The organism is Salmonella sp. JXY0409-18 (assembly GCF_020268625.1).
Taxonomy (GTDB): Bacteria; Pseudomonadota; Gammaproteobacteria; order Enterobacterales; family Enterobacteriaceae; genus Salmonella; species Salmonella enterica.
In genome coordinates this window covers 3,787,671-3,809,027 of record NZ_CP084216.1, presented here as the reverse complement: position 1 = coordinate 3,809,027, position 21,357 = coordinate 3,787,671, and the positions used below count along the sequence as shown (strand labels likewise).

At 53.3% G+C, this 21,357-nt stretch carries 18 protein-coding genes; 9 read left to right on the top strand and 9 right to left on the bottom strand.

Features of this window, described 5'->3' with window-relative positions; translation table 11 throughout:
- Positions 1-39: 39 nt before the first annotated feature.
- The 3 genes from LDB27_RS18540 to rpsT all read right to left on the bottom strand — a co-directional run bounded on the left by LDB27_RS18540 (position 40) and on the right by rpsT (position 4,216).
- The gene (locus LDB27_RS18540) at positions 40-2,079 is read right to left on the bottom strand and encodes a TIM-barrel domain-containing protein (RefSeq protein ID WP_001116451.1); all 2,040 of its coding nucleotides are present in this window, start codon (positions 2,077-2,079) and stop codon (positions 40-42) included.
- Between the two features lie 39 nt (positions 2,080-2,118).
- On the bottom strand, positions 2,119-3,492 hold the full coding sequence (locus tag LDB27_RS18535) for an MFS transporter (protein WP_000099988.1): 1,374 nt from the start codon (positions 3,490-3,492) through the stop codon (positions 2,119-2,121).
- A 460-nt stretch (positions 3,493-3,952) separates the two neighbouring features.
- A complete protein-coding gene (rpsT, locus tag LDB27_RS18530; protein ID WP_001518655.1) occupies positions 3,953-4,216 on the bottom strand; it encodes a 30S ribosomal protein S20 in 264 nt (87 codons plus the stop codon).
- A gap of 105 nt (positions 4,217-4,321) precedes the next feature.
- On the opposite strand from rpsT, the gene LDB27_RS18525 reads away from it, so the two are divergent.
- The 8 genes from LDB27_RS18525 (at position 4,322) to rihC (ending at position 12,757) form a co-directional block, all read left to right on the top strand.
- Positions 4,322-4,537, top strand: coding sequence for a DUF2575 family protein (locus LDB27_RS18525; RefSeq protein WP_001538903.1), 216 nt, complete (start codon positions 4,322-4,324; stop codon positions 4,535-4,537).
- Positions 4,538-4,544: 7 nt separating this feature from the next.
- Complete coding sequence (ribF, locus tag LDB27_RS18520; RefSeq protein ID WP_000767311.1) at positions 4,545-5,483, top strand: bifunctional riboflavin kinase/FAD synthetase; 939 nt, start codon at positions 4,545-4,547, stop codon at positions 5,481-5,483.
- Positions 5,484-5,527: 44 nt separating this feature from the next.
- On the top strand, positions 5,528-8,362 hold the full coding sequence (ileS, locus tag LDB27_RS18515) for an isoleucine--tRNA ligase (RefSeq protein ID WP_001563101.1): 2,835 nt from the start codon (positions 5,528-5,530) through the stop codon (positions 8,360-8,362).
- Positions 8,362-8,862 (top strand): signal peptidase II, encoded by a 501-nt coding sequence (gene lspA, locus LDB27_RS18510; RefSeq protein WP_000042736.1) that lies wholly within the window; start codon positions 8,362-8,364, stop codon positions 8,860-8,862. Before ileS ends, lspA begins: the two co-directional genes overlap by 1 nt.
- 154 nt (positions 8,863-9,016) lie before the next feature.
- Complete coding sequence (gene fkpB / locus LDB27_RS18505; RefSeq protein WP_000047269.1) at positions 9,017-9,466, top strand: FKBP-type peptidyl-prolyl cis-trans isomerase; 450 nt, start codon at positions 9,017-9,019, stop codon at positions 9,464-9,466.
- 2 nt (positions 9,467-9,468) lie between these two features.
- Positions 9,469-10,419, top strand: a complete 951-nt coding sequence (gene ispH / locus LDB27_RS18500) for a 4-hydroxy-3-methylbut-2-enyl diphosphate reductase (protein ID WP_001166423.1) — start codon at positions 9,469-9,471, stop codon at positions 10,417-10,419.
- A gap of 199 nt (positions 10,420-10,618) precedes the next feature.
- Entirely contained in the window at positions 10,619-11,821 is a 1,203-nt protein-coding gene (locus LDB27_RS18495) for an XAC2610-related protein (RefSeq protein WP_023214725.1), read from the top strand.
- 15 nt (positions 11,822-11,836) lie between these two features.
- A complete protein-coding gene (gene rihC, locus LDB27_RS18490; protein ID WP_000741408.1) occupies positions 11,837-12,757 on the top strand; it encodes a ribonucleoside hydrolase RihC in 921 nt (306 codons plus the stop codon).
- A 21-nt stretch (positions 12,758-12,778) separates the two neighbouring features.
- Here rihC and LDB27_RS18485 read toward each other — a convergent pair whose 3' ends face one another.
- The 6 genes from LDB27_RS18485 to citS form a co-directional block, all read right to left on the bottom strand.
- Positions 12,779-13,465, bottom strand: a complete 687-nt coding sequence (locus LDB27_RS18485) for a response regulator (RefSeq protein ID WP_000377415.1) — start codon at positions 13,463-13,465, stop codon at positions 12,779-12,781.
- A gap of 1 nt (position 13,466) precedes the next feature.
- Positions 13,467-15,086, bottom strand: a complete 1,620-nt coding sequence (locus tag LDB27_RS18480; RefSeq protein WP_023215404.1) for a sensor histidine kinase — start codon at positions 15,084-15,086, stop codon at positions 13,467-13,469.
- 134 nt (positions 15,087-15,220) lie between these two features.
- Positions 15,221-16,522 carry an oxalacetate decarboxylase subunit beta gene (locus tag LDB27_RS18475; protein ID WP_000444883.1) on the bottom strand — a complete coding sequence of 434 codons (1,302 nt, stop codon included), beginning with the start codon at positions 16,520-16,522 and terminating at the stop codon, positions 15,221-15,223.
- A gap of 12 nt (positions 16,523-16,534) precedes the next feature.
- Positions 16,535-18,304 carry a sodium-extruding oxaloacetate decarboxylase subunit alpha gene (gene oadA, locus LDB27_RS18470; protein WP_023214727.1) on the bottom strand — a complete coding sequence of 590 codons (1,770 nt, stop codon included), beginning with the start codon at positions 18,302-18,304 and terminating at the stop codon, positions 16,535-16,537.
- A 15-nt stretch (positions 18,305-18,319) separates the two neighbouring features.
- Positions 18,320-18,559 carry an oxaloacetate decarboxylase subunit gamma gene (locus LDB27_RS18465; RefSeq protein ID WP_001001155.1) on the bottom strand — a complete coding sequence of 80 codons (240 nt, stop codon included), beginning with the start codon at positions 18,557-18,559 and terminating at the stop codon, positions 18,320-18,322.
- A 158-nt stretch (positions 18,560-18,717) separates the two neighbouring features.
- Positions 18,718-20,058, bottom strand: coding sequence for a citrate/sodium symporter CitS (gene citS, locus LDB27_RS18460; protein WP_000183606.1), 1,341 nt, complete (start codon positions 20,056-20,058; stop codon positions 18,718-18,720).
- Positions 20,059-20,302: 244 nt separating this feature from the next.
- Here citS and citC point away from each other — a divergent pair, with 244 nt between their 5' ends.
- A complete protein-coding gene (gene citC / locus LDB27_RS18455; protein ID WP_000934791.1) occupies positions 20,303-21,346 on the top strand; it encodes a [citrate (pro-3S)-lyase] ligase in 1,044 nt (347 codons plus the stop codon).
- Positions 21,347-21,357: the final 11 nt, after the last annotated feature.

The window sequence follows — 21,357 nt, the reverse complement described above, 5'->3', positions numbered from 1 at the left end:
TACTTCCGGCTGCGGTACTAGCCCGCAGCCGGAGTCATTCTACAAATTCAGTAGGCTGCGGTACTGCCCACCTTCGCGGATAAACACCGGAATTCTGTTCAGTGGCGTAGCGTACTGCAGTGTTTGCCCTCCTGAATAGCTTTCACCGGTCGCAAGATCCGTCCATGTTTCCCCTTCCGGTAGCCAGATATCACGTTCGCGCATACCTTCATGCATGACGGGGGCGATCAGCAGGTCAGGACCAAAACAATACTGGTCGGTGATTGCCCAACTTGTTTCCTGTTCGGGGAATTCAAAGAACAGGGGGCGCATCACTGGCGTATTGTGCTTATGGGTTTCCTCCATCAGCGCTTTGATATAGGGCTTGAGTTTTTCTCGCAACGCCAGGCAACCTGTCAGTACGTCGCATACTTCCTCACCGTAGCTCCAGACTTCGTTCGGTGCGCCGGTCGGGCACTGGGCGATACCATCCCGGTACGGTTGTGCGGGTAAAATCTGCGGATCGCGGTTGCCGTGCAGACGCATCACCGGGCTAAAGACGCCCCACTGGAACCAGCGAATCAGCAATTCATGGAATTTCGGATCGTGAATATTACCGCCATGAAAACCGCCGATATCCGTCGTCCACCACGGTATCCCCGCGATTCCCATATTGAGTCCGGCGGCAAACTGGTTGCGTAGCGATCTAAACGAGGAGTGAATATCACCTGACCAGACCAGCGCGCCGTACTTCTGACTGCCGGCCCAGGCGCAGCGTAGCAGGTTGATAACCTGGTCTTCGCCATCGGCTTTCATGCCGTCAAAAAAGGTTTTAGCGTACATACGTGGGTAGATATTGCCCACTTCCAGTACCGGCCCGGCGTGGTAGCGATAGTTGTCGTAGTCGTAAACGCTGAACTCAGGTTCGGCTTCATCTAACCAGAATAGCTTCACGCCTTTATCGTAATAGTTGCGTTTGGCTTTGCCCCAGACGTAGTCGCGCGCGCCCGGATGAGTCGCATCAAAGTAAGTGGTATTGCCGAGGAAATCCATATTGATCGGCAAGCCACGTTCCGTTTGTACCAGCCAGCCGTTTTCGCGCATCTCCCGATAGCTTTCGGTACGGTTATCTACCGTCGGCCAGACGGAGACCATCAGCTCAATTCCCAGCGATTTCAGCTCGGCAATCATGGCATCAGGATCGGGCCAGTCGCGCGCATCGAACATCCAGTCACCCTGATTCGGCCAGTGAAAGAAGTCGATAACGATCACTGAGATAGGCAGATTGCGACGCTTATATTCGCGGGCGACCTCCAGCAGCTCTTCCTGCGTGCGATAACGGAGTTTGCACTGCCAGAAGCCCATGGCGTAGTCCGGCATCATCGGCGGTGTGCCGGTAGCCAGCGCGTAAGCCCGGCTAATTTCTGCCGGGGTATCGCCAGCCGTGATCCAGTAGTCCAGCTGTTCGCTGACCTGCGCTTCCCATTCGGTAACGTTTTGGGCAAAGGTTACGCGTCCGACTGCCGGATTGTTCCATAAAAATCCGTAGCCCAGACTGGAGAGCATAAACGGTACTGAGGCCTGGGAGTTACGTTGCGCCAGCTCAAGCACGCATCCTTTGAGATCCAGGTTGGCCTGTTGATACTGCCCCATACCATAAATTTTTTCCCCTTCGGTGGCTTCGAAGCGGGCTTTCAGTGAATATTTCCCACCCTGAATAGGGCGGAACTCGCGTCCCTCAAGGTTGAGTGCGCTGACGTACTGGCCGTGAGATGATTCATCCTCGCCAATTTCGCCCCGCAGGCGCCAGAACTCCTGCAACAGGGGTTTGTGTGGATGGCGGTAAAAGGTAACTTGTCCTTTTTGATTGACGATAGCGATAATTTTGCCGTTGGTCAGCGTTGCCTGGTGGTGCTCATAATCAATGTGGCACTGACTTTCTGCGACTGGCTCAGTCAATGCCCAGTCTTCATTTCTCATTACCGGCAGATGACGGCCGCTGCGTACGCGCAGGCTGTTCTCGCCCCAGGGTTCAATCCATAAATAGCGATCGTTTTGCTGCCAGACCAGACGACGCGGGTCTTGTTGCATAAATGGCATGGTGGTGCCTCCCATATTCGAGGGTGAAGGTAAAGAACGTTATGAGTTGATGGTTTCCAGATCGTGGCGAATCTTCTCTTCCATCGCTTCGTATTTGCGAAAGAAAAGTAGTGGGATCGCTGCGAGCGCGAAGAGTAGGGCGGGTGCCCAGATAAAGGCCCAGATAATTCCCTCCAGACCCGCAGCACTCTGGGCATGGTTGGGGACATAGCCAAAACTGTTCATGATCCAGGCGGCGAAAGCGGTGCCGAGGCCACTACCCATCTTGATGCAGAAGGTGCTGCCGAAGGCGATAAGAATGCCGGTAGCCTTAATACCGGTTTTCCAGGCGCCGAAATCGACGGCGAACCCCAGCATGGCAAACGGCATTGAGCAGGCGATACCGCTGCCGATATTGCCGAGTATCCAGGCGGCGATGAGGAAAGTAATGTTGTCCGCTGCCAGCCACATCATGACGCCGCCAAACGTGGCGACCAGCAGACCGCCTACCCATATCCAGGTTTTAGCCAGGTATTTGCTAAAGAAGGGGATAGCGATGATAAACAGGATCTGAATCGTCGCCAGGCTGTTAATCAGCGGTACCAGATCTTTACGGTCGAGGTTGTAGGTCAGATAATAGACAATGGTCGTGTTGCGCTGCTGTAGGGCAATCCAGAAGATCAGATTAGCCAGCACCATCAGGATCCACGGCCAGTTACCTTTCATCGCCGCGAAACTTTTTTTCATCGGCAACTTAGGTTCATGCTGTATTTTATCCGTATCCATTTCACGAATGTTTTTAAACGCAAAGAGCGTTAGCGCGCAGGATATAATGGCAAATGTAATTGCCGTATAAATAAAACCAGCGTGATCATCACCGTTACCTAAAAAAGCGACTAACGGCAAGGCGGTCGCGTTCATTAATAAAACCCCAATTTGCCCACCGGTCATTCGCCAGGAATTTAAAACCAGTCTTTCCTTGGGAGATAAGGTCATCAGGGGTAATATTGCACTGAGTGGTGTATTAAGTCCGGTAAATAGAATGCTGGCAATCATATAAGATATTGCTGCATAGATGGCTTTTCCTGTCATACTGATATCAGGAGACCAAAATGATAGCGCGCTGAATACCGCAAAAGGCAGCGGTAACCATAAAAACCAGGGACGACATTTACCGTAGCGTGAACGCGTTTTATCGATGATGATCCCCCATATGGGGGCGTCTATGCCATCGATAATACGCGCCAGCAGCAGGATAACGCCTGCTACGGCAAGGCTAATGCCCGCAACGTCTGTGTAGAAATATAAAATGTACGTTGAACCGAAGCAGTACAGCAGATTACCCGCCACATCCAAAGAGCCGTAGCTAATACGCTGTAGTAAAGACAATGATGCTGACCCGGAAGGCTGGGTATCCTCAATGACAGAACTCATAATGATAACTCCGATATTGGTACGATACGCCCAGAAAAACAACCTCTACTTTCTAAGCAAGTTTTAAATATTATTTTTATGTCGTTTCTGAATTTAACCTCAGATTAAAATGAGTGAGTAAGGTGTACATGAAAAGTAGTTAACCCGACGGCATCAATCAATTATCAAATCTTACATCAGGATTGCGTTTATTAGTTTTTGAATGAGCGATGTTTCTATTTGCTAAGGTGGTCACAGTTTTTTTAATAATGAAATAAAAAAAGGAAAACAGTGAAAGAAAATAACTTTCACGTATTACGTGACGTGGCTAAGGGAGGAGTAGCTGAAAAAAGAGGCTGGTTAGTAAGAGCGTTAACGAGTGAGATCGGCGCCAGCGGTTGACGAGAAAAACGCCAGATAGCAGGCATAAAAAAACCCGCTTTACGCGGGTTTTTTTACAAAGCTGATAACAAGCAGGCGATTAAGCCAGTTTGTTGATCTGTGCAGTCAGGTTAGCTTTATGACGTGCAGCTTTGTTTTTGTGGATCAGACCTTTAGCAGCCTGACGGTCCACGATCGGTTGCATTTCGTTAAATGCTTTCAGTGCAGCAGCTTTGTCGCCAGCTTCGATAGCTGCGTATACTTTCTTGATGAAAGTACGCATCATAGAGCGACGGCTTGCGTTGTGCTTACGAGCCTTTTCAGACTGAACGGCGCGCTTCTTAGCTGATTTGATATTAGCCAAGGTCCAACTCCCAAATGTGTTCTATATGGACAATTCAAAGGCCGAGGAATATGCCCTTTTAGCCTTCTTTTGTCAATGGATTTGTGCAAATAAGCGCCGTTTAAATTGCAGCACTCGTTGCGTAGTGATGGCGCAGGATTCTACCAGCTTGCGTGCTGTGAATACAGCCTTTCCATGAGAAAAATTGCATTAAGCGGCGGGTTTTGGGGCGGAGTTTGCCGCATGGCGATGAAAAGCATCTTCTTTATGTTTCCTCAGGGCAATAGTCGGTTAACCTTGACCGCTGTACAAGGTATACTCTTGCGATTTTCACTGTTTTGAGTCAGACATGAAGCTGATACGCGGCATACATAATCTCAGTCAGGCCCCGCATGGGTGTGTGCTGACCATTGGTAATTTCGACGGCGTACATCGGGGGCATCGCGCTCTACTGCAGGGTTTGCAGGAAGAAGGACGCAGACGCGGTCTGCCGGTGGTGGTCATGATTTTCGAACCGCAGCCGCTGGAGCTGTTCGCGACGGATAAAGCGCCCGCTCGCCTGACGCGCCTGCGTGAAAAACTGCATTACCTTGCGCAGTGCGGCGTGGACTATGTGCTGTGCGTGAAATTCGATCGCCGCTTTGCCGCTTTGACGGCGCAAACGTTTATCAGCGAACTGCTGGTGGAGCGACTTGGCGTGCAATTTCTTGCCGTCGGCGATGATTTCCGCTTTGGTGCTAGCCGCGCGGGCGATTTCTTGTTATTACAGAAGGCGGGGGCGGAGTATGGTTTTGCGGTTTCCAGCACCCAAACCTTTTGTGAAGGCGGCGTGCGTATCAGTAGTACCGCAGTGAGACAGGCGCTGGCGGAAGATAACCTGGCGCTTGCCGAAAGCCTGCTGGGACATCCCTTTACTATTTCCGGGCGTGTCGTTCATGGCGACGAGCTGGGACGTACCATTGGCTTCCCGACGGCGAACTTACCGCTGCGCCGTCAGGTCTCCCCGGTAAAAGGGGTCTATGCGGTGGAAGTCACCGGGCTTGGCGATAAGCCGTTACCCGGCGTAGCGAACATTGGCACTCGTCCAACGGTGGCTGGCGTGCGTCAACAACTGGAAGTGCATCTGCTGGACGTTGTAATGGACCTCTACGGTCGCCATATAGATGTAATACTGCGTAAAAAGATACGTAATGAGCAGCGATTTGCGTCGCTTGATGAGCTAAAAGCGCAAATCGCACGCGATGAGTTAACGGCCCGCAAGTTTTTTGGGCTAGCCGGGCAGGTGTAATCCTGACGGTGTTTATCAAACCGAAATACGGAACCGAGAATCTGATGAGTGACTATAAATCGACCCTGAATTTGCCGGAAACAGGGTTCCCGATGCGCGGCGACCTCGCCAAGCGTGAACCGGGAATGCTGGCGCGTTGGACCGATGATGATCTGTACGGCATCATTCGTGCGGCCAAAAAAGGCAAAAAAACCTTCATTCTGCATGATGGCCCTCCATATGCGAATGGCAGCATTCATATTGGTCACTCAGTTAACAAGATTCTGAAAGACATTATCGTGAAGTCCAAAGGACTGTCGGGATTTGACTCGCCTTACGTGCCGGGCTGGGACTGTCACGGTCTGCCTATCGAGCTGAAAGTCGAGCAGGAGTTCGGTAAGCCGGGCGAGAAATTTACTGCCGCTGAATTCCGCGCCAAGTGCCGCGAATATGCCGCCACTCAGGTTGACGGCCAGCGTAAGGACTTCATTCGTCTGGGCGTGTTGGGCGACTGGTCGCATCCGTACCTGACCATGGACTTCAAAACCGAAGCCAACATCATCCGCGCGCTGGGCAGAATTATCAAAAACGGTCATCTGCACAAAGGCGCTAAGCCGGTGCACTGGTGCGTTGACTGCCGTTCCGCGCTGGCGGAAGCGGAAGTTGAATATTACGACAAAACGTCGCCGTCTATCGACGTGGCGTTCCGCGCCGTCGATCAGGATGCGGTGAAAGCGAAGTTTGGTTTGCCGGGCGTGAGCGGCCCGATCTCGTTGGTTATCTGGACCACCACGCCGTGGACACTACCGGCTAACCGCGCCATCTCCCTGGCGCCGGACTTTGATTATGCGCTGGTGCAGATTGACGGCCAGGCGGTGATTCTGGCGAAAGATCTGGTTGAAAGCGTCATGCAGCGTATTGGCGCGGCTGAATACACCATTCTCGGCACAGTTAAAGGCGCGGAGCTGGAACTGCTGCGCTTTACCCATCCGTTTATGGGCTTTGACGTGCCGGCGATCCTCGGCGATCACGTCACCCTGGACGCCGGTACCGGCGCGGTACATACCGCCCCTGGTCACGGCCCGGATGACTACGTGATCGGTCAAAAGTATGGCCTGGAAACGGCTAACCCGGTTGGGCCGGACGGCGCTTACCTGCCAGGCACATATCCAACGCTTGACGGTGTTAACGTCTTCAAAGCGAACGATATCGTTATTGAACTGCTGAAAGAAAAAGGCGCGCTACTGCATGTCGAAAAAATGCAGCACAGCTATCCGTGCTGTTGGCGTCACAAAACGCCGATCATTTTCCGCGCGACCCCGCAGTGGTTCGTCAGCATGGATAAAGAAGGGCTTCGTCAACAGTCCCTGAAAGAGATCAAAGGCGTTCAGTGGATCCCGGACTGGGGTCAGGCGCGTATTGAATCAATGGTCGCTAACCGTCCTGACTGGTGTATCTCACGTCAGCGTACCTGGGGCGTACCGATGTCGCTGTTCGTGCATAAAGAAACGCAGGAGCTGCTGCCGATTGAGCGTACTCTGGCGGCGATGGAAGAGGTGGCGAAACGCGTCGAAGTTGACGGTATCCAGGCATGGTGGGATCTCGACCCGAAAGAGATCCTCGGCGAAGATGCTGATCAATACGAGAAAGTTCCGGATACGTTGGACGTTTGGTTTGATTCCGGTTCCACCAGTTACTCCGTGGTTGACGCACGTCCGGAATTCGCCGGTCACGCTGCCGATATGTATCTGGAAGGCTCTGACCAGCATCGCGGCTGGTTTATGTCCTCCCTGATGATTAGCGTGGCGATGAAAGGCAAAGCGCCATACCGCCAGGTACTGACTCACGGCTTCACCGTCGATGGTCAGGGGCGCAAAATGTCCAAGTCCATCGGTAACACCGTGTCGCCGCAGGATGTGATGAATAAACTGGGCGCGGATATCCTGCGTCTGTGGGTGGCGTCTACTGACTATACCGGCGAAATGGCGGTCTCTGACGAGATCCTCAAACGCGCCGCCGACAGCTATCGTCGTATCCGTAATACCGCGCGCTTCCTGCTGGCGAACCTCAATGGCTTCAATCCGGCCACCGATATGGTCAAACCGGAAGAGATGGTGGTGCTGGACAGGTGGGCGGTGGGCTGCGCGAAAACGGCGCAGCAAGAGATTCTGAAGGCATACGAAGCTTACGACTTCCATGAAGTGGTACAGCGCCTGATGCGCTTCTGCTCCGTTGAAATGGGCTCGTTCTACCTCGACATCATCAAAGACCGCCAGTACACCGCGAAGGCCGATAGCGTCGCGCGTCGTAGCTGCCAGACTGCGCTGTATCATATCGCAGAAGCTCTGGTTCGCTGGATGGCGCCGATCATGTCCTTCACGGCTGATGAAATCTGGGGCTACCTGCCGGGCGAGCGTGAAAAATATGTCTTCACCGGCGAATGGTACGACGGGTTGTTTGGCCTGGAAGAGAATGAAGAATTTAATGACGCATTCTGGGACGATGTCCGCTATATCAAGGACCAGGTCAACAAAGAGCTGGAAAATCAGAAAGCCAATGGCATCAAATCGAACCTGGAAGCAAAAGTGACGCTGAAATATGCTGACGATGCTAACGGTACGATCAAGAAGCTGAAACTGTTGGGTGAAGAGGTCAGATTTATCTTCATTACTTCCCAGTTCGTGATTTCTGAGCAAGCGGGGGGTATTGATGATGAAAATATTCAGTACAATGCTGGTAATACGACAGTTCAGGCAGTGGTAACGCGTGCCGAGGGTGATAAGTGTCCGCGCTGCTGGCACTACACTACTGATGTCGGCAAGGTGGCGGAACATGCAGATATCTGCGGACGCTGTGTCAGCAACATCGCCGGTAATGGCGAACAACGTAAATTTGCCTGATGAGTAAACCACTCTGTTCAACAGGACTACGCTGGCTATGGCTGGTAGTAGTCGTGCTGATTATCGATTTGGGCAGCAAATACCTGATCCTCCAGAATTTCGCTCTGGGGGATACGGTAGGGCTGTTCCCGTCGCTTAATCTGCATTATGCGCGTAACTACGGCGCGGCTTTTAGCTTCCTGGCGGATAGCGGCGGCTGGCAGCGCTGGTTCTTTGCCGGGATTGCGATAGGGATCTGCGTAATTCTTTTGGTGATGATGTATCGCTCGAAAGCGACGCAGAAGCTGAATAACATCGCTTATGCGTTAATCATCGGCGGCGCGCTGGGGAATTTGTTCGATCGTCTGTGGCACGGCTTTGTTGTCGATATGATCGATTTTTACGTCGGCGACTGGCATTTCGCGACGTTCAACCTTGCCGATAGCGCGATCTGTATCGGTGCTGCGCTGATAGTACTGGAAGGCTTTTTGCCGAAGCCGACAGCGAAAGAACAGGCATAAGCGTAAATACCGGGTGGCGCTTATCCGGTTTTGTAGGCCTGATAAGCGCAGCGCCATCAGGCAAACGTGGTGCCGGATGGCGGTGAAAACGCCTTATCCGGCCTACGGTTTTATCGTTCTTTGTGCCTCCGGGCAAAACACGTGAGCAATTTGCATGTCTAAATCCGTACAGAGCAACAGCGCGATCCTCGTTCACTTCACCCTGAAACTGGATGATGGCTCAACGGCGGAATCTACCCGCAATAACGGCAAGCCAGCCCTGTTCCGTCTTGGCGATACCTCGCTTTCCGAAGGTCTGGAGCAGCAGCTTCTGGGGTTGAAAGAAGGGGAAAAGAAAGCGTTTTCGCTGGAGCCTGACGCCGCGTTTGGCGTCCCCAGTCCGGACTTGATCCAGTATTTCTCGCGCCGTGAGTTTATGGCGGCGGGCGAACCGGAAGTCGGGGCGATTATGCTTTTTACCGCAATGGATGGCAGCGAAATGCCTGGCGTGATTCGCGAAATCAACGGCGACTCGATTACCGTTGATTTTAACCATCCGCTGGCCGGGCATACCGTTCACTTTGATATTGAAGTGCTGGAAATCGATCCGGCGCTGGAGGCATAAACATGCAGATCCTGTTGGCCAACCCACGCGGTTTTTGCGCCGGGGTAGACCGCGCTATCAGCATTGTTGAAAATGCGCTCGCCATTTACGGCGCGCCAATTTACGTTCGGCACGAAGTCGTGCATAACCGCTATGTAGTGGACAGCCTGCGCAAGCGCGGGGCGATCTTTATAGAACAAATTAGCGAAGTGCCGGATGGCGCCATTCTGATCTTCTCCGCTCATGGGGTTTCCCAGGCGGTGCGTAACGAGGCGAAAAGCCGCGATCTTACCGTTTTTGACGCCACCTGCCCGCTGGTGACGAAAGTCCATATGGAAGTGGCGCGCGCCAGCCGTCGCGGTGAAGAGTCTATTCTCATCGGCCACGCCGGGCACCCGGAAGTGGAAGGCACCATGGGCCAGTACAGCAACCCGGAAGGGGGGATGTACCTGGTTGAGTCGCCAGAGGACGTCTGGACGCTGAATGTCAAAAATGAAGGCAAGCTCTCCTTCATGACGCAAACCACGCTTTCCGTGGACGATACGTCCGATGTGATTGATGCGCTGCGTAAACGCTTTCCGAAAATCGTCGGCCCGCGCAAAGACGATATTTGCTATGCCACTACTAATCGTCAGGAAGCGGTGCGGGCGCTGGCGGAGCAGGCTGACGTGGTGCTGGTGGTCGGCTCGAAAAACTCTTCTAACTCTAACCGGCTGGCGGAACTGGCCCAACGGATGGGAAGAACCGCGTTTCTTATCGACGATGCGACGGATATCCAGGAGGCGTGGGTGAAAGACGCCGCCTGCGTCGGCGTCACCGCTGGCGCTTCCGCGCCGGATATTCTGGTGCAGAATGTTATTGCGCGTCTGCGCGAGTTTGGCGGCGGCGAAGCTGTCACGCTTGAGGGGCGCGAAGAAAATATTGTTTTCGAAGTGCCGAAAGAGCTGCGTGTGGATGTTCGTGAGGTCGAATAAGATTTCACAATTCAGAAATCTGCCTGATGACGCTACGTTGACCAGATCTTAAGAATTTCTTTTGATATTCAATGTGCGACAGGAAGAATAAGGCGTAGTCGTCATCCTTTGCTAATGCCCCACCTTTTTGCTATTCATCTGAAAAACCAGCACAATCGTTGCTGGTTTTTGGGTTGTAATGCCTACAGGGATAAGGGAAATGGGCAAAATAAAATATGGATTGGCAACGTTACTCGCCATCGGATTTTGGATGGGCGCGACAAGCGCCACGGTGCTGGAGCTACCCGCCTGGGAGCGAAACTATACCGGAACTATCGCGGGGAAACCGGTAAACGTTAATATCACGCGATTTGGTAACACGCTTTATGGGTATTACTGCTATGAACCCTGCAATCAGCACAAGGCAGCGATTGTTCTACGCGGCTCACTCCAGGATAAAGAGGTGCATCTTGAAGAACGCGTAAAGGCGCTTTCAGGTTACTGGAATGCGGAAATCTCCAGCAGTGAGATTAAAGGCGAATGGACGTCCGCAGATAAAAAACGACATTTTCCTGTTGCCCTTATCTACCTCAAACCTAAAAACTCCCCTGATATTGTGCTGGTCACGAACACGAATGATGCAGGGGGTTACGACCCTTCCAAAGAGATTGATTGCGGCAATACGCCGGCCATTTCGGCGATAAAATTATACCGTGATGGTAAACTCATACAGACCTTAGATACCGCCTCGGTGGGCACTTGTAGCCCGTTTATGCCTCAATGGGGGGATGTCAATTTTGATGGCTACCCGGATCTGTCGATTGTAACAGAGCTACTTGCAGGGCCGAATGCTCCAGAACAAACATGGCTCTATGACCCCGCCAAACAGCGTTATGTTGATGCGCCAGCGTCTTATCAGGAAATCACTTCACCAGAGATCGATGCTGAACATAAACAGATTGTTAGCTATTGGCGCGGTGGTTGCTGCAGTCATGGCGTCAATGTGTATCGCTGGAAAGGAAAAACGATTGAACTGATCGATCGCGGTGAAAGCTATTTTCAGCCTGTGATCAGTAAAGGCAAAATGTATAACTGCTACATGATACCTTCCTACGCTGATGGGCGTATTATTTATCCGCTAGTACGTAAAAATGGTCATTTGACGCCGCCTTTTAGCCTTGATGAGACGTGTCAACCTTTTTGGCTAACCGGTAATGTTCGTACCGTGATTCAGGCAGAAAAACCCGGCGCTGAGCCCGAATCGCTTGAGATTCAGTGGCAGGAAAACAAAGCATCGCCAGGGCGTTTTTGCCCATTAGTTCCGTTTGTCGAAGGTAATAAGCTAAGTCCGCGTCTGGTGACGGATGACGATGTGCCTGATACCTGTATCAGTCGCGCTGAGTACGAAGATATAAAACAATAGGTCAGGAGAGCGTTAATGGCAGCATCCCTACACATTATTCTTGATACCGATCCAGGCATTGATGACGCCGCCGCGATTGCCGCTGCGCTGTTTGCCCCCGAGCTGGATCTGCAACTGATGACCACCGTTGCCGGCAACGTTTCGGTCGAAAAAACCACCCGTAACGGCTTACAGCTCCTGCATTTCTGGGACGCCGATGTGCCACTTGCCCAGGGGGCCGCGACGCCGCTGCTGCGTCCGTTACGCGATGCGGCATACGTCCACGGCGAATCCGGCATGGAAGGCTATGATTTTGTCGACCATCAGCGCCAACCGTTGGCGAAGCCAGCGTTTATCGCTATCCGGGATGTGCTGATGAACGCCCCGGAGCCCATGACATTGGTGGCGATAGGGCCATTGACCAATATTGCGTTGCTACTGATGCACTATCCGGAGTGCCGCTTCAACATTCACCGGCTGGTGATTATGGGCGGTTCCGCAGGGCGCGGCAATTTTACGCCTAATGCTGAATTTAACATTGCTGTCGATCCGGAAGCCGCCGCCCACGTATTTCGTAGCGGCATTGAGATTGTGATGTGTGGGCTGGACGTCACCAATCAGGCCGTGTTGACGCCGGAGTATCTGGCTACGCTTCCTGCGCTTAATAAAACCGGCGGCATGCTGCATGCATTGTTCAGCCATTACCGCAGCGGCAGTATGCAAAGCGGTCTGCGGATGCACGATCTCTGCGCTATCGCCTGGCTGGTGCGTCCGGAGCTTTTTACCCTGCAATCCTGTTTTGTGGCCGTAGAAACGCAGGGGCAATATACCGCAGGTACCACGGTGGTGGATATTGAAGGGCGTCTGGGGCAGCCCGCCAACGCGCAGGTGGCGCTGGCGCTGGATGTGGACGGTTTTCGTCAGTGGGTGGCTGAGGTGTTTGCCTGTGCGCCGTAATTACATGTTGGCGCCATAATCTCATACTTTGCCGCGATAGAGTCTCTCCGGCCTGCCCACTTTCCCGTAGCTGATCTCCGCTTCGAGAAAGTTATTTTTCACGCCTTGTTCCAGATAGCGTCGGGCAGTGGTTTTACTGCTGCCCAGAATTTGCGCCAGAGTGTCTGCTGTATGTACTGCCTGCGGGTCGGCGAATATTTGTCGTACCCGGTTGAAGGTGTTTTCATCAATTCCCCGCAGTCCGCTATTCGGTTCTGCGGTTTGTTCTTTGGCCTGGATATTAAATAAGGCATCAACGTGCGTCTGGTTTGCCTGCTCACTGGAACGTAACGAACTGCGGTAACGGGTGAACCGCTCCAGGGTATGCTGCAGGCGCTGATAATGTACCGGCTTAATCAGATAATCGAATACGCCCATGCGTAAGGCATCGCTGATGGTATCCATATGATTGTCGGCGGTAATGAAAATAATTCGCCCCGTGTAGTTGGTGCTGATGGTATGACGAATTAAATCGATCCCTTTGCCATCGGGTAAAAAATTATCTAATAGAATTAACTGTGGTTGATAGAGGCGTATTTGCTTCTTTGCACTTTCCAGTTTGTCTGCGATGCCGACGATTGAAAACTGGGGAAAAAGCTTGATGGTGTCCACCAGGATTTCCGCTAGCATCGGTTCGTCTTCAACGATGAGTGTCGTAATGCTATCCATGTTATTCTTCTCTGGTAAAAGGGATATAGAGGGTAAAAATGGTGCCAAAAGGATTATTGTTATCGACGATAATGTCACCATTGGCCTGCTTGACGTAGCTGTGCACCAACCATAATCCAATTCCGTGATCGCCGTTGTTGTGGGTGGTCACTCCACGCTCGAAAATATGCTGGCGGATATTTTCGTCAATACCACATCCCTGATCGGCAACTTCAATAATGACTTCATTACCTTCGCTGTTGATCAGGCACTCAATCTGTCGCGAGCCTTCGCGATTGAGCAGGGTGGCGTTATAGGCGTTGTCCAATAAATTGCCAACAATCGAAATCCATTCATTATGCGAGAGCGATGACGGCAGGTGTTCAACAAAGCTTGAAGGATCGAAAATCAGCTCCAGCCCCAGCTCTTTTGCCCGATAATATTTACCGATTAATAGCCCCGCAAGGTGGTGGTCGCGGAAATTATGGGAAATAAAATCGAGTACTTTCTGGTGGCTTTCCGATTGCTGCTGAATCAGCGCCAGCGCATTATCGTAGCGCTTCAGGAACAGCAGTCCGGCAATGGTGGAAATAAGGTTGCGATGCTCATGCTGCACGGCGCGCAGGTTATCGGCGTATTGCCGCACCTGACTTAACTGCAGGCTGAGTGTATTGATATCGTCTTTGTTGCGAAAGCTAATAACCCAGCCCTGAGGCTGGTTGTCAATAATGACCGCCATGCGACTGGCGATGACTTTCATTTGGTTAAAGGTGACGATCTCATCTTTTTTGTTTTTTTGCGGCGCATCGTAAAAAAAAGCCTCCGGCAACACGATATGGTGGATTGCATAGCCAATGAGTTCAGACTCCGGTTGGCTCAGATTCAGTAAGCGGCGAGCCGTTTGGTTAATGGCGGTAATACGGTGATGGGAGTCAATGGCGATCAACCCTTCAAATACCGACTCAAACAACACGCTTTGCTGAATTAATAGTTGTGAAAGCTGCTGCGGCTCCATGTTAAGCATCTGCTTTTTAATATGCAGCGAGAAGCGGCGGGCGCAGTACAACAGTACCAGCAGCAGTAACGCCATCGGGAACAGCAACGAGCTGATTTGTAAGTTAAGCCAGCTCTCCAACTGTTCCAGAGTATAGCCGACGGAAACAATACCGATGACTTTACCGGTACTGTCCTGAATCGGGGATTTACCACGTAAGGAAGAGCCTAATGAACCTTTGCGCACCGATACGTAGCTTTTAGCGTTATACAGTGCGTCGTCGCTATCGCCGCCCTCCATATATTTGCCGATCTCATTCGGGTTGACGTGATACAGTCGCTGACCTTTTTCGTTGCCAACGGTAATGTAAGTCGCGTCCGAAAACGAGCGCATTGGGTCAATCAGCGCTTTGATGCGTGGCAAATCATGCGCCTCTACGGCTTCAACTAATTCTGGCATAGCGGATATTTGCATTGCCTGAATAAGCGCACGTTGGCCCACCTGATAATGCAGGCGCTCTTTCGTGATATCGGTCAGATACCAGGTGATTGCCAGCATCACGATGGTGGATGTAAACAGGATCAGTAGAAATATCCGGTTTTGAAACGAGCGTCTGGCAAACCAGTGTGTAATTTCCCGTATAAACATATTGGTATTTAGATATTTAATTACGGTATTTTCTTGCATTCGGCATCACCGGAACCTGAACCAGTTCATACTTACTTTTCTTTCAGAAAAAATTTGGATGAAAATGGGATACGACATGCGTATCCCATCCACTATTACATCGCCAGCACGTATTTCAGCATCACCCCGGCAGCTATCGCCGAGCCAATCACCCCCGCCACGTTCGGGCCCATCGCGTGCATCAGCAGGAAGTTCTGCGGGTCCGATTCCAGCCCCACCTTGTTCGATACGCGTGCCGCCATCGGCACCGCCGACACCCCCGCCGAACCGATAAGCGGGTTGATTTTGTTCTTACTGCACAGGTTCAGCAGCTTCGCCATCAGCACCCCGGCCGCCGTCCCAATCCCGAACGCAATCACACCCAGCAGCAGAATGCCCAGCGTCTGCGGCTGCAGGAACTTGTCCGCCACCAGCTTCGCGCCCACCGACAGCCCGAGGAAGATGGTCACGATATTAATCAGCCCGTTCTGTACCGTGTCGCTCAGACGCTCCACCACGCCGCTTTCGCGCATCAGGTTGCCAAAGCAGAACATCCCCAGCAGCGGCGCGGCGTCCGGCAGCAGCAGGGCCACCAGCATGAGCAGCACCACCGGGAAGAGGATTTTTTCCCGCTTGCTGACGGTGCGCAGCTGCACCATGCGGATTTTGCGCTCAGTCTCCGTGGTCAGCGCCTTCATAATCGGCGGCTGGATTAACGGCACCAGCGCCATATACGAATACGCCGCCACCGCGATGGCCCCCAGCAGCTCCGGCGCCAGCTTGCCCGACAGATAAATCGCCGTCGGGCCGTCCGCGCCGCCGATAATGCCGATGGCCGCAGCCTGCGGCAGGGTGAAGGAAATCAGGCCGAAGTAGTTCAGCGTCAGCGCCCCCAGCACCGTAGCGAAGATACCGAACTGCGCCGCCGCGCCGAGCAGCAGGGTGCGCGGGTTGGCCAGCAGCGGGCCGAAGTCGGTCATCGCCCCCACGCCCATAAAGATGACCAGCGGCGCGACGCCGGAGCCAATCGCCACTTTATAGAACAGCGCCAGTACCCCCGGCGTGTAGCCCATGTCCACCGCCAGATTTTCCATCTGACTCTGCACTGACGGCAGCGCCAGCGCTAATGCCTCTTTAATGGCGTGCACGTCCGGCGCGCAGTTAAGCTTCGCGGCAATCACCGCCAGCTGCCCGGCGTCGTGATGCGCCAGCAGGCTCTCCAGCGCGGTCAGCGCCATGCCCGCTTCCGGGATGTTGGAGAGCAGGCCGCCGAAGCCAATCGGCAGCAGCAGTAACGGTTCGAACTTTTTCGCTATCGCCAGCCACAGCAACAGCAGGCTGACCAGCAGCATGATGGCCTGGCCCGCGCCAAGGTGCATCAGCCCCATGCCCTGAAGCAGGGCGTTCAGACTTTCCATTTCAGTTCTCCGTTACGCCAGCGTCATCAGGGTGTCGCCGACGGAAACCGCGTCCCCGGACTTCACCGCAATACCGCGTACCGTCCCGGCCTGCGCGGCGCGGATTTCGGTTTCCATCTTCATGGCCTCCAGAATCAGCAGCACATCGCCTTCGGCCACCGTCTGGCCCTCGGTGGCAATCACCTTCCAGATGTTGCCCGCCAGCGGGGCGGTGACCGGGGTGCCTGCGCCTGCCGGGGCGGCTGCCTGAACCGGTGCGGAAGACGGGGTGGCAGCAGTGAGCTGGCTGATATCGCCGCCGTCGCTGACCTTCACCACAAAGGCTTTGCCTTCCACTTCCACGGTGTAGATACCGGAGGCGGCAGGCTTCTCTGCTTTTGCCACCGGCTGCGCGGCTTCCGCCTGCGGCAGTGGCTCAAACGCCGCCGGGTTGTGGCGGTTCTCAAGGAATTTGAGGCCGATTTGCGGGAACAGCGCCACGGTGAGCACGTCGTCGATGGCGTTTCCCGCAAGCTGGATGCCCTTCTCCTGCGCCTGGCGCCTGACGTCCGCTTCCAGTTCAGCCAGTTCCGGTTTGAGTAAATCCGCCGGACGGCAGGTCACCGGGGCTGCCCCTTCCAGCACGCGGGCCTGTAACGCGGCGTTAACCGGCACCGGGGTGTGGCCGTATTCGCCTTTCAGAATGCCCGCCGTTTCTTTGGCAATGGTTTTGTAGCGTTCGCCGGTCAGGACGTTGAGCACCGCCTGGGTGCCGACAATCTGCGAGGTGGGGGTCACCAGCGGGATAAAACCGAGGTCCTCGCGCACGCGGGGGATTTCCGCCAGCACCTGGTCGAGTTTGTCCGCCGCGTTCTGCTGCTTCAGCTGGCTTTCGAGGTTGGTCAGCATTCCGCCCGGCACCTGCGCCACCAGAATGCGGCTGTCGTAGCCCTTCAGCTGGCCTTCAAAGGCGTGGTATTTCTTGCGCACCTCGCGGAAGTACGCGGCGATGTTTTCCAGTTTCAGGATATCCAGCCCGGTGTCGTGCTCAGTACCTGCCAACGTCGCCACCAGCGCCTCGGTGGCCGGGTGGCCGTAGGTGGCGCTCATGGAGGAAATCGCCGTGTCGACGCCGTCAACGCCCGCCTCGATGGCCTTCAGCAGCGCCATCTCCGCCATCCCGGTGGTGGCGTGACAGTGCAGGTGCAGGCGCACCTCAAAACGTTTTTTGATTTCACTGACCAGCTCAAAGGCGACCATCGGCGTCAGGATGCCGGACATATCCTTGATGGCAATCGAGTCAACGCCGGTTTCCAGCAGTTGCTCCGTTAAATCCAGCCAGGTCTGCAGGGTGTGCGCCGGGCTGGTGGTGTAAGAGAGCGTGCCCTGGGCGTGTGCGCCGTGGCTGCGCACCGCCTGCAGGGCGGCTTTCATATTGCGCGGGTCGTTCATGGCATCAAACACGCGGAACACGTCCATGCCGTTTTTCACCGCGCGTTCGACAAAACGCTCCACCACGTCATCGGCGTAGTGGCGGTAGCCGAGCAGGTTCTGGCCACGCAGCAGCATCTGCAGCGGGGTTTTGGGCATGGCTTTTTTGAGTTCGCGCAGGCGCAGCCACGGGTCTTCGCCGAGAAAGCGAATGCAGGCGTCAAAGGTGGCGCCGCCCCAGCATTCGAGGGAGCCGTAGCCCACGTCATCGAGCGCGGCGGCAATGGGCAGCATATCATCAAGACGCAGACGGGTGGCGAACAGGGACTGGTGGGCGTCGCGCAGGACGACATCGGTAATGGCAATAGTCATGGATCCCTCCGGGAATTAAGCGTTAAGGCGGTGATGGTGAATGGCGGCGGCAATCACCGGCTTTAAGCGGGTGAAGTCGTCCACGACGGGAACGGCGCGCGGTGCGGGCGCGGCGACGGGTTCCGGGAAGAAGCGAGTAATCACGGCAGACATGCCGCGAATAGCAAAGATGAGCAGGAACAGAAAGCTCAGTACGAACCCCATCCCTAAAAACATCAGGGTGAAACCTTCACCCAGTAGTACAGCTTCATTCATGAATCATTTTCCATAATGAGAGGCACGACGGTGGCCTTGACGACAACCTTCCTGGTGAATCCGGCTAAGGAGTAGAGTGGATTTCCCTTGGCCACCTCTGGCTTTGGCCTCTACTTTTCTCCAGGTCGTTTGCGGCAAAGACACCGCCGTGCGTTTTTTTACACCATCATGCTGAACACGATGCTAGCGATAACCAGCACAATACCGCCGCCCAGACGAGAGGAAATTTGTGCATATGAAATGAGGTTCATACGGTTACAGGCGGAGAGCACTTCCAGATCGCCGGAGCCGCCGCGGTTGGCCATACAAAGACCCGCAGTAATGGATGATTCAATCGGGTAGAAGCCAATCAACCAGCCCCCGATAGCTGCGCCAACGACAGCGCCGACCACAATGATCGCGGCGATAACGACGTTGGCGAACGTCAGGGCGTCGATGATCTCTTGCAGATCGGTGTAGCAAACACCCACACCTACCATCAACACCCACAGCAGTTGTTTGGAGAAGAAGTCAGAAAGACGTTTTGCCCCGGCTTTAATCTCCGGTGAGCAAAGACCTGATGCGTTCAGCGCAGCAACAATCAGAACCATCCAGGCGAAGTAGTGAATAGAGACGCCGCCGATGCTTGGCAGAATTTTCTTGGCAACAACATAGGCCAGCAGGAAGCAGGTGGTGGATAGCACCATGCCAACCGCCGTTTCACGATGGGTAATCTGACCGGCCTTTTCATCATCTTCGGTTTTGAAGGAAGCCTTACGAACCAACTCGCCTTCACCGCTAAGCCAGGTGTATTTTTTGCCAATCATATCGAGGAGGGCGGCGAAAATAATGGCGAAGATATTCGCAATGGTCAGAATAGCAATAGCCGTTGAGTAGTACTCTTCGCGAGAACGTCCGGTAACCGAGTGATAAATTTCAGACAAAGGCACGGCGCCTGCGCCGTTACCACCGCCCATAATCGGCAGAACGTACAGCATCATGATACGGTCGATCGGGATACCGAAGCACAGACCAATGACGATACCGAAAAGGGACGCGCCGACGATCCCGGCGAGGATGGTTGGGATATAGCCCAGCAGTGATTTTAATAGCAGCTTACGGTTTACCGACAGGATAGCGCCTGTGATCAACACCGCGATAAACAGGTTAAGGAAGTTGCTTTTATCCATTACGTTGCTGATCGCATCAATTTCTTTCTGCGTAAATATGCCAGCATAGACAAAATAAGCTGCAACCAGAAATATCATAACCGGTGCGCCGCCAATATATTTATTGAAGATCGGTAAACGTTTGCCGATTTCACCAAAAATGGCCCCCATCACAAACATAAGGGCAAAACCACCGACTAAGTCAGTAGGTATAGCATTATAAAAATGAGAAAGTAATAAAGTAATTAATGCAAAAGCATAAAGCGGTAGCGGCATACCAAAGATTTTGAATCTGAGTAAATCGCTAGCCCCCTTTCTCTCCGTAGCCGAAGCCTGGGTCATGTTGGTCATAAACATTTTCCTGTGTATTGATGGGTAACAAGACCTGCGCATACTAATAAATTCAATGAACCGTGAGATGTGACTATCTTCACTGAATGGTTGTGTTTTTAATTAATTTAATTGTTTTTATTAACTCTGATTAATTAAGGAAATAAAAACTATAAAGGTCATAAAGGCAGCGGGGAAAGTGTGATGTCTATTCCAGACGAATAATATAAACACTGGCGAAATATGCGGCGTTATTTGCTGACGGATGCTGAATAGAGTGAATCTGATATTTAAACGCATTTATTTGCAAAAGGATGTATTGCGTCGCGAGTCGGTCGCCATGTTTCTGGAGGGCGAGGGACTCGCCCTGGAAGACGATTGTGAAATCGCGGTATGCGCATATTGGCAGGGTGAGATAGTTGGATGCGGCTCGCTGGTCGGGAACGTACTGAAATGCATCGCTGTTTCCCCAGTTTTACAAGGGGAAGGGCTCAGCCTCAAACTGCTGACTGAGTTGCTTACATTGGCCTACGAGTTAAACCGCAGCGAGCTTTTCCTGTTCACTAAGCCGCAAAATCGGTTGCTGTTTTCTGGCGCGGGGTTTTGGCCCATTGCGCAGGCAGGTCAGCTGGCGGTGTTAATGGAGAACAGCAGTGAACGGTTAGCGCGCTTTTGTCGCCAACTGGCGCTTTATCGTCAACCGGGAAAAACGATCGGCGCCATCGTCATGAACGCCAATCCGTTTACATTGGGCCACCGTTATCTGGTGGAGCAAGCGGCTGCGGCCTGTGACTGGCTGCATCTGTTTGTGGTCAAAGAAGATGCTTCATTTTTTTCCTATACCGACCGTTGGGCGCTGATCGAACAAGGAATCGCGGGCATTGACAACGTCACGTTGCATTCCGGCTCCGCTTATATGATCTCGCGTGCGACGTTTCCCGGCTATTTCCTCAAAGAAAAAGGGGTTGTGGACGACTGCCATTGCCAGATCGATCTGCAACTCTTCCGTGAACATCTGGCTCCAGCTCTGGGGATTACCCATCGTTTTGTCGGCAGTGAACCGTTTTGTCCTCTGACCTGTGCCTATAACCAGCGAATGCACGACATTTTACACGATCCGAAGCGCAGCGGCCCGGTTATTGAGGTCGTCGAGCTGGCGCGGGTGGAGAAAAACGGCACGGCTATTTCCGCCTCTCGCGTCAGAAAACTGTATAGCGAACGTAATTGGCCGGCGATAAGCGCGCTGGTGCCTGCTGGTACCCTGGCATATCTGCAGCGGCATGCCGCCAGACACACTGAAACCATATGACGTAACACCGT